Here is an 8,713-nt window from a genome sequence, read left to right as displayed (position 1 = left end):
CCTCGGAAATTCGAGCACGGTTTCGAGCCGGAACTTGGTCGCCGAATGTCTGACACCGGACCGACAACCTAGTCTTCGCGTCTCAGCATGCGTCGGGACGTTTCGGGAGGCCGCCAAGGTGGGCTCTTTGGAATTCGGGATCGTACGGATCGGGCAAATCTGGTGTGTGGTCGGCGCGGAGGGGAGCCAACTTGGCTTTCCCATCCAAGAACTGGCCGTCGCGGCGGCTGAACAGATCGCCAGCGGTCACCGAAAGCGGGGCGCTGACTGCAACATCCTCGTCCAGGATGACGCGGGTCAGCTCCGCCCGCTCGAGGGGTCCCGCAATGGATTTTTATACGCCTGATCGCCGGGATTGATGACCCGGCCCGCAGCGTCAGCGGGTCGCCCCCGGGCCCGTCATGGCAAGGTTCGCCAGGGTACGGCCCGGCTGGTGCGCGGTATCGGGTGATTAACCATTCAGCGCGCCGCCTCGACCCTAGGCGCGTCAAGCACCACCAAGGGCTCGTGGATCGTGTTGACAATGGCCTGGGCTAGCGTCTGCGTACTCTCAAGTCCCGGTGTGGTGGTGCGCATCAACCGCGCCTTAGATGCTGGACGCAAGCCTTCAGCAGAGCCGCCTGAGCGGGTGACGTTTCCGCCTCGTTGAGTTCCTTGAGCGCCCCGTCCAGAGGTTCGCCACGGTGGCGGGCGCCCAGCCGCCAGACCTCCGCGCGAACTTCGGCGGCCGTGACCCCGCTTCCCCCAAGCCAGCCCAGCAGGTTCACGACTGTCCGCCGCCGAGCGGGTTCGGAAGGCGCGCGGCTTGCCGACCGTGTAGCCGCTCTCGCTCCTGGCGCAGGCGAAGGTTCTCCGCCGAGAGGTCGGCGACGTCGGCTGTCAGCTGCGCCACGCGATCGCGCAGATAGAGGTTTTCACGGCGCAGATCGTCGGGGGTGGTGCTCAGTGCAGCCATCGGATTAATCCGCCTATGATCGCGACGATCACAAGTCCCCCCCAGAACGGCACGTTACGCGCCGAGAAGAACGGGGTCTTTGGGAACTCGGGCTCAACGCTCATGACCGGCGCGCCGGCAGAAGCCTAAGGACCGCGGGCGCGAACGCCGCCACCAAGACGCAGAGCGCCGAGATAAGAAACAACAGGGACATGGGGTGGCTCGAAGACCAATGGCCAAATCGAAATGGCTCAACCGCTTGATTGGCGGCGCCCGCTCGACGGCACATCGCTAGATATAGTCTCGACGGCCCCGATCCCCTAATCGGACCGGGCCGCGGCCTCAGGCTGCGATTTTCGGTCTTTCCGCGGCCCGCAACTGGGACAGGATGTTAGCCATCGCCTCGCTTGGGCGCCCCCCGTCGCGCGCGAACGACCCCTCGGCGAAAATCAGGGCGACCCGATCGCGCGCGCGGCTGACCCTGCTCTTGATGGTTCCGGCGGCGCAGCCGGTCATTTCGGCCACTTCCTCGTACGAGAAGCCGCCGGCGCCGATCAGGATGAGGGCTTCGCGCTGCTCATCGGGCAGCAGCATGAGTGCGCGACGCAGTTCATCGAGTTCCAGGCCCGCGGTGGGGTTGGTGTTGGCGACCAGCGTCTGCTCGACCACGTCCTGAACGAGCGGGACCGATCGCCAGGACCGTCGCATCTCGCCGTAGAACTGGTTGCGCAGGATCATGAAGACCCACCCTTTCAGGTTGGTCCCCGGAGTGTAGCTGTGCTGGGCGCTCAATGCCTTGCTCAGGGCTTCCTGCGCCAGGTCATCACCCAGACCGGCGTGGCCGCTCAGTGTCCGGCCGAAAGCACGGAGTTGCGGGATCAACGCGACGAGGCCTTCGCGGAACGCTTCGTTCGCATCATGCTGCACGCTCATTTGGTTATCGCTTTTCAGGAGGCAGGCGCGTGCGCCTTGCTCTCATAACGCGCTCACGGCCAACAAGCTCCGCCATGGGGAAATAAACGCATCCGGGGGCCATCAGCATGGCGTTAGCGCCAGGAGGCGGCCTCGGGATGGCTACGCAAACTGCACGTGCCTAGCTGGCTGAAGCGCTGCACAAGCTTAACCTGCGATGACATCGGCAGAGCGTGTTCAAGCCGCCCCCATCAGAAGCACCAGCTTGCCGTGCGCGTGGCCGGTAAGGCTGATGTCCAGGGCCTCGCGCCAGTCCTCGAGGTCGAAGGTCCGGGCGATGGGCACGCTGAAGCGGCCCTTGGCGGCCAAACTCGCGAACTCGCCCAGGACGTCATAGCGCAGCACCGCCCCGCCGGGTCCGCCCGGCTCTTCGCCCATCCCGTTGCGCACGCCCCGTTCGGGCGCGGCCATGAGGTCGACACAGGTGAGCACGCGCCGAGGATCTCCGCCTGCGATCGTCACCAGGTCGCGCAGCACTCCGCCGGGCGGGGCGAGGTCCGGTCGCAGATTGACGGGGGCGGCGTCGAATATGAAGTCTGGCGCTCCTCCGGCAATCCCACGCACCCGCTCGACCATGCCGCCGCCGTAGGGCGTGATAATTGGCCGGCCCGAGCACCGCCTCGCCGAGGCTGACGCCCTCGACCCCATCGCCCACTGCGTCCACTACGCCCGCGATATCCAACCCGACGCCGCGAGGCAGGTCGCGACCAAACAGCCCCCGGCAGAGCGCCCAGTCGGCTGGGTTGAGCCCACAGGCCGCCACCCGGATCCGGATTTGGCCCGACCCCGGGCTCGGGACCGGCGCGCCTCCAGCCGCAGGACATCGGCGGGATCGCCATAGACGTGCAGGCGTAGGGCCCTCATCGTCGCTGTCGGGGTGTCGGCGCTCATGATGTTCTCCGATTAGACCTCCGATCAGGCGTAGGGGTTAGCCTGATTTAAGGCGACGCTCGCCCCGACATGGCGCGGCGCTATCTTAGCGGCTGCCCACCGGCGCGCGTCCTAAAGGACCAATGACGTCGGTAAGACGTTGAAGCGGAACCGGAGCGCTATCTTGGATCAATTGATCGAATCCGCGCGGACTTGGCTGGCGTCCGGCCGCTGGATCGTCTTCGGCGGCAAGCTGTTGGCCGCGGTCGCTATCATGGGCGGCGCCTATCTGCTGGCGCGAACACTTCGAGCAGGCCTGGACCGCCTTCGGCGCAGATCGAGCAATGGCGCATCGCTGATTTATGTCGTCGAGAAGGTTGCGGGTTACCTCATCCTGGTTGTGGGCGCGCTGTTGGGCCTTGAGGCCGTCGGCGTGAACCTCAGCTCGTTCTCAGTGTTCGCCGGCGCGGTGGGCGTCGGGCTCGGGCTGGGCCTGCAAGGCATTGTCCGCGAGTTCGTCTCCGGCCTGGTGCTGATCTTCGACCCATCCATCAGGGTCGGCGACTTCGTGGAAACCGAGACGGGCGTACGCGGAGAAATCGTCGAAGTCGGCGCGCGAGCGACACTCCTGCGCACCAACGACGCCCTCTACGTCGTCATCCCGAACTCGAAGATGACTCAAAGCCAGGTGACCAACTGCACCCTCTCGGAAATGTCACGGCGCATCCATGTGCCGTTCTCGGTCGCCGCCGCGGCAGACAAGGCTCGGGTGCGTGAAGTCGTATTGGCCGCGGCGAAAGCCCTGCCATTCACGCTTCGTGATCACGAGCGGCGCAACACCCAGGTGTGGCTGACCGGCTTCAGCGGGGCGGGGCTGAACTTCGAGCTCATCGTCTGGCCAACTTTGCGGTCATCGCGACATCCGGCTTCCATGCACGCCGCCTACACATGGGCGATCCATGAGGCGCTCCTCGCCGCGGGAATCGAGACAGCCGCGGCGCCGAACGTAGTGCGCGTGGAAGCAGTGACCGCTCGACGGGACGAAAAACCGACCCGCGCCCCCCGGACGCCACAGGAGAAAAGACCTACCCGGCGACGCATCGCCAAGGTCGAAGCATCGCCAAACGACGCCATGACGGCGGTGTTCGATGATGCGATCAGCAATGATCGCGCCCGAGGCATCGAACGCAGTGAGAGAGAGGCGCGCCGCCAAGGCGCCCTCCCAGCCAATGCGCCAGAAGACGCGCCCGGCAGCAATTGATGCGGCTGGCCCACCGCGGTCTTTGCGCCGTCGAAATAGTGTGCGAGACGCGGGGCCTTAGACCAATCGATTGCGGGTCTTCCGCGGGGCGCGCGACTATTCGATGAAGCAGTTTCTGATCACCGCCGCCGGTGTTTTCGCGGGCCTGCTGATCTTCATGATCGGCGTGCCCTTCGTCCTTATCTCCATGGTCGCAGCTGCGGCCGGTCCGAGCCCCATCCCTTCGCAGGCGGTGCTTGAGCTCGACCTGCGCGATCCGCTTACCGACCAGTCGGCGCAGAACCCGCTGGCGGGCTTCACCCGCCGCGGCCATTCGGCGATGTCGATCCTAGAGGGCCTGCGGCGGGCGGAGAAGGACGACCGGGTCAAGGGCGTACTGATTCGGCTGCCGGAAAGCGGCCTTGAACCCGGCCTGGCCGACGAACTGAGCCAGGCGATCAAGCACTTCGCCGCATCCGGCAAGCCAGTCATCGCCCACAGCCAGGGTCTATATCCCTCGGGCGTCATTACCGCGACCTACATGGTCGGCGCGGCGGCCGGTGAACTGTGGATGCAGCCGGGCGCCTCGTTCCAAGTGACAGGCGTCGCCAATGAGGACCTGTTCTTCAAGCGCCTGTTCGACCGGTTCGGCGTCAAGGCCGACTATGAGCAGCGCTACGAATACAAGAATGCCGTCAACGGCTACCTCTATGACGACTACACGCCCGCCCACCGCGCAGCCGAACTCTCCTGGCTTGGGTCGGTCTATGCGACCGACATCGCCGCGGCGGCAGCCGATCGTAAGCTCGACCCGACGCTGCTGAAAGCCAGGCTGGAGGCCGGTCCCTATCTCGCCGAAGACGCTATCGGCCTGCGACTGATCGACCACGTCGGCCAGGTGCACGAGGCGCAGGAAGCCCTCCTCAAGAAGGCCGGCGGCGACGCCCAGATGGTCGACTTCGAGGACTACGCCCACGGCCGCGCACCGCGCGAACGGGGGCTCGGGCCGGCGGTGGCGATTATCGAGGGCGAGGGTGAGATCGTCGACGGCAGAGACGAGGGCGGCAACCCCTTCCGCGGGGGCTCCAGCATCTACGCCGACGACGTCGCAGACGCCTTCTATGACGCCATCAAGGCCAAGGACGTAAAGGCCATCGTCTTCCGGCTCAATTCGCCGGGCGGTTCGGACACTGCCTCGGAGCAGATCCTCGCCGCCATTCGCGCCGCCAAGGCGGCCGGAAAGCCGGTGGTTGTCTCGATGGGGACCTACGGCGCCTCGGGGGGATATTGGGTATCCTCGGAGGCCTCCTCGATCGTCGCCCAACCTTCGACCCTGACAGGCTCGATCGGGGTGTTCGGCGGCAAGTTCGCGCTTGGTCCCGCGCTGGCGAAATATGGCGTGGACGTCCGCCAGCTCGGCGTTGGAGGCTCATACGCAGGGGCGTTCGGCATGGGCCAGGAGTTCACACCGGACCAGCGTGCGGCATTCGGCCATTGGATGGACCGCATCTATGACAACTTCGTCGCCCGTGTCGCGGCCGGCCGCAAGCTCACGCCAGATCGCGTGCGCGCGATCGCCAAGGGCCATGTCTGGACCGGCGCCCAGGCCAAGGATCTGGGTCTCGTAGACGAGATCGGCGGCTTCTACCAAGCCGTGGACAAGGCCAAGGCGCTGGCCCACATCTCCGGGGAGGCGCGACTGAAGCGCATGTCGCCGAACGGCTCGCCGTTGGAGGCGCTGCAAAAGATGTTGGGCGTCTCGGCGTCCTCAGCGCGGACCCTGGCGGCGGCGGCCTGGGTGTTCGGTGATCCCCGCGCGCAGGGGATCATCGACGAACTCGGCCAGGCCAGGCTTCGTAGCCAAGGCGCCATGGTGCTGGCCCCGACGCGCGTTCACTAGGCGGCCGCCACTAATAGAAGGCCGCTGCCGGCTTGCGTGCGCCTGGCAAGGCCGGGGTGAAGATCACCTCCCTGCGGCCGAAGTCGAGGGTCACGTCGTGGAAGTGGCGCAGCACATCGACCCCGATCAGGATCGCGGGCCGATCTGAGAGCTTCCACAGATCGAAAATGTGCAGCTCTGCGAAGATTCCGATCACCTGATTGACCGCCATGCCGCCAAGCCTGAGGGTCGGCAGCGGCGCAAACTCGCCCATGGCGGTCTGCCCGGTGGCGCTGATCAGCGGAACCGGAGCGAGCCTTACCCCGAAATCCGGAACCGTGCGGACCACAGCGTCTCGCAGGGCTCTGTTGCCCACCGTGACCTGCGATCCGGAGTCGATGAAGGCGCTGACGGGGACCTTGCCCACCTGGGCGTCGAGGATCACAAGCTGGCCGAACCGATAAGTGGCGGCCACGTGAATAGGGTCAACGTGGCTGGGAATGCGCGAATTGTTGTCGCGACCGATCTCCGCCCCCACGCCCGAAGCGCTGATCTCGAAGCGGTTCTGCGCGAAATCGAGCGACATGCGCCGGCCACGCAGGATGTCGACGCCCAGCAATCCGTCGGCTCCCAACCGCGCCCGAGAAACGACCGGCAGTTCGAGGCTGGAGGAAACGACCTGGCCCACCGCCAGGCGGCGAACCGTCGCGAGGTCCGCGGGCTCGACTCCGGCTATCCCATGGACATCGGCCTGCCCGGCCGAGCCGAGGCCGCAGGCGGTCGCGATCTCGGTCGCCACCACCGATCGGTTGGCGCCGGTGTCCACCACGAAGCCGAAAGGGCCTTTGCCGTTGATGAAGACCGGCACAACCATGCGCTTGGCTTCATCGAAGGCGGTTTCCAACTGCGCGCCGGCGTCGGCTTGGGTGGGCGGCTCGGGTTTGGGCTCCGTGTCGAGCAGGTTGACCGATATGACGCGGCGCGAGCCGGTGGCCGTGCATGCGGCTAGCATGATCGGCGCGAGCGCCGCGGCCAGGCTTCGCCTGGACCATCCTTCCGCTGACATTCTGGCTCCCTTTGCCCGTAGCTTGCCCGGCAAGCCGCGAAAGCGGAAGCGGAGGATCAGGCGATCAGGCGTTCGGATACGCGAACCGCTCGACCCAGGGCTGAAGCGTGGGCAGGACAGACCGCATGGGCTCGGCATATCGCCGCCACGCGCCGATACCCTCCGGATTGAGGCCGCGGGCGAGCTGGGCCGCGCTTGGCGTGGCGACGCCGCGCTCGTCGATCCGGTCAGAGAAATCGCGCATGGCGTCTGTGAAGGACAGACCGAGAAACGCGCAGATTTCCCGGGCCACGGATTCGAAGTCCTCGACGAGACTCTCGTGGCGGACCACCAGGCTCGCGAGCGCGAAGTCCCGACCGAGCCGCTCGCCCATCTGCATGGCCGCATCATAGAACCCCGCCGCGCCCTCGAGCGTCAGCAGCTGATACATCGCGGCGTTCATACCGAACCGACGCCGGAAGGAGCTCAGCACCACGTCTCGCGGATCGCGGCGCGCGAAGAGCACCTTGGCATCCGGAAACAGCTTGGCGATCAGCGGCAACCGCAGCGTCTTCAACGGATGCTTATCGACAAAGACCTTGCCGGCCGGGTGTGCGCCTTCGCGTTCCACTCGCCGCCAATAGGCCTCGCGCAATCGCGCCAGTTCGGTAACACCGGCGGTCGCGAGATCCGGAAGCGTCTCCGGGCGACCGTAGATCGCCGTCGCGTCGGCCAACGTGTCGCGTTCCTCGAGCGCCTCGACGTCGGGGTGGCTCGCCAAAACCTGCTCGAGCAGCGTGGTGCCGGATCTCGGGAAGCCCATCAAGAAAACGTGGCCGGCGGCGTCTGCGCCTGGCGATCCGCCCTTCGCAGACCAAGCCGCGGCAGGCGTCCTCTGGACCACAGCGAGCGTCTCGCGGGCGTAGCTTAACGTCGTCGGACTGGCGCCGAACCGCGGGGCATAGGCTTTGGCCAGTCCGGCGTTGCAGGTCGAATAGGCCTTGAACGCTTCGATGACCTTGTCCTGGGCGTCGAGGATGTCGCCCAGCAGGCCTTGCGCCAGCGCCTGCTGGACGGCGTTGGCGCGTTCATCGGCGATAAGGCGGTGCAAACGGGCTTCCCCTTCCCCGGGGCGTCCCTCTGAAAGGTCGGCCTGGGCAAGGATCATGACCGCGTCGGGGTAGTCCGGCTGCCCCTGCACGACCCGCTCGGCGAGCGCGCGAGCCTCAGCGTGGCGGCCCCGGCGGCTGGCGAGCGAAGCAAGACCACAGAGCGCCGCCAGGTTCTGCGGCTGCAGGTCCACCGCACGGTTGTAAGCCGTCCCTGCGCCTTGGATGTCGCCCAAGGCCTCGAGTGAGGCGCCGCGTGCGGCGTGTCCGGCAGCAACATCCGGGTGGGCGGCGACCACGACGCCGAAATGCGCCAGGGCCTCGGCATAGCGCTCGAGGCGATGCAGGTTTAGGCCGAGCGCCTGGCGAAGGCCAACGTCGTCGGGCGCCAGGTCGTGCCCCCTGAGAAGCAGCACTAGCGCCTCTTCGAACCGATCCTCGCGCTCCAGCCGTCCAGCCGCCAGGTTGAAGAGCATCGGATGTTCGAGGCCCCTGGCCAGGGCGGCCTCGGCCATGTCCGCGGCGGCCACGATGTCGCCGCCGCGCAGGGCTTCGTGGACGGCCCGCAGCTGCTCACGATCGGCCTGGGCGTCACGCGGCCTGGCGCCAAGCGACAGCTTGATCGGGCCCGATCTGAATTCCGCCACCGCCGGACTTGCCTTTC

8 protein-coding genes and 1 pseudogene are annotated in these 8,713 nt (G+C 66.6%); 2 read left to right on the top strand and 7 right to left on the bottom strand.

What is annotated here, in order from left to right; translation table 11 throughout:
* Positions 1-575: 575 nt before the first annotated feature.
* From VGI62_RS16615 to VGI62_RS22475, 5 genes and pseudogenes are all read right to left on the bottom strand, one after another.
* Positions 576-767, bottom strand: coding sequence for a hypothetical protein (locus VGI62_RS16615; RefSeq protein ID WP_331505641.1), 192 nt, complete (start codon positions 765-767; stop codon positions 576-578).
* On the bottom strand, positions 764-955 hold the full coding sequence (locus VGI62_RS16610; protein ID WP_331505640.1) for a hypothetical protein: 192 nt from the start codon (positions 953-955) through the stop codon (positions 764-766). The genes VGI62_RS16615 and VGI62_RS16610 overlap by 4 nt, the downstream gene beginning before the upstream one ends.
* Before the next feature lie 321 nt (positions 956-1,276).
* On the bottom strand, positions 1,277-1,867 hold the full coding sequence (locus VGI62_RS16605) for a sigma-70 family RNA polymerase sigma factor (protein ID WP_331505639.1): 591 nt from the start codon (positions 1,865-1,867) through the stop codon (positions 1,277-1,279).
* Positions 1,868-2,083: 216 nt separating this feature from the next.
* Positions 2,084-2,554: a zinc-binding dehydrogenase gene (locus tag VGI62_RS16600; RefSeq protein WP_331505638.1), complete on the bottom strand. Its 471-nt coding sequence runs from the start codon at positions 2,552-2,554 to the stop codon at positions 2,084-2,086.
* A gap of 13 nt (positions 2,555-2,567) precedes the next feature.
* Positions 2,568-2,669 (bottom strand): annotated as a pseudogene (locus tag VGI62_RS22475) (hypothetical protein); the annotation flags it as partial.
* 291 nt (positions 2,670-2,960) lie between these two features.
* Here VGI62_RS22475 and VGI62_RS16595 point away from each other — a divergent pair.
* Both VGI62_RS16595 and sppA read left to right on the top strand, forming a co-directional pair.
* A complete protein-coding gene (locus VGI62_RS16595; RefSeq protein WP_331505637.1) occupies positions 2,961-4,037 on the top strand; it encodes a mechanosensitive ion channel family protein in 1,077 nt (358 codons plus the stop codon).
* A 103-nt stretch (positions 4,038-4,140) separates the two neighbouring features.
* Positions 4,141-5,916: a signal peptide peptidase SppA gene (sppA, locus tag VGI62_RS16590; protein WP_331505636.1), complete on the top strand. Its 1,776-nt coding sequence runs from the start codon at positions 4,141-4,143 to the stop codon at positions 5,914-5,916.
* A gap of 10 nt (positions 5,917-5,926) precedes the next feature.
* On the opposite strand, the gene VGI62_RS16585 is transcribed toward sppA, so the two are convergent.
* Together VGI62_RS16585 and VGI62_RS16580 are read right to left on the bottom strand one after the other, a co-directional pair.
* The gene (locus VGI62_RS16585; RefSeq protein WP_331505635.1) at positions 5,927-6,961 is read right to left on the bottom strand and encodes a retropepsin-like aspartic protease; all 1,035 of its coding nucleotides are present in this window, start codon (positions 6,959-6,961) and stop codon (positions 5,927-5,929) included.
* A 64-nt stretch (positions 6,962-7,025) separates the two neighbouring features.
* Positions 7,026-8,696, bottom strand: coding sequence for a tetratricopeptide repeat-containing sulfotransferase family protein (locus tag VGI62_RS16580; protein ID WP_331505634.1), 1,671 nt, complete (start codon positions 8,694-8,696; stop codon positions 7,026-7,028).
* Positions 8,697-8,713: the final 17 nt, after the last annotated feature.

This window comes from Phenylobacterium sp., assembly GCF_036495085.1.
GTDB lineage: Bacteria > Pseudomonadota > Alphaproteobacteria > Caulobacterales > Caulobacteraceae > Phenylobacterium.
The sequence above is the reverse complement of the archived record's forward strand: the minus strand, read 5'-3'. Positions and strand labels throughout refer to the sequence as shown.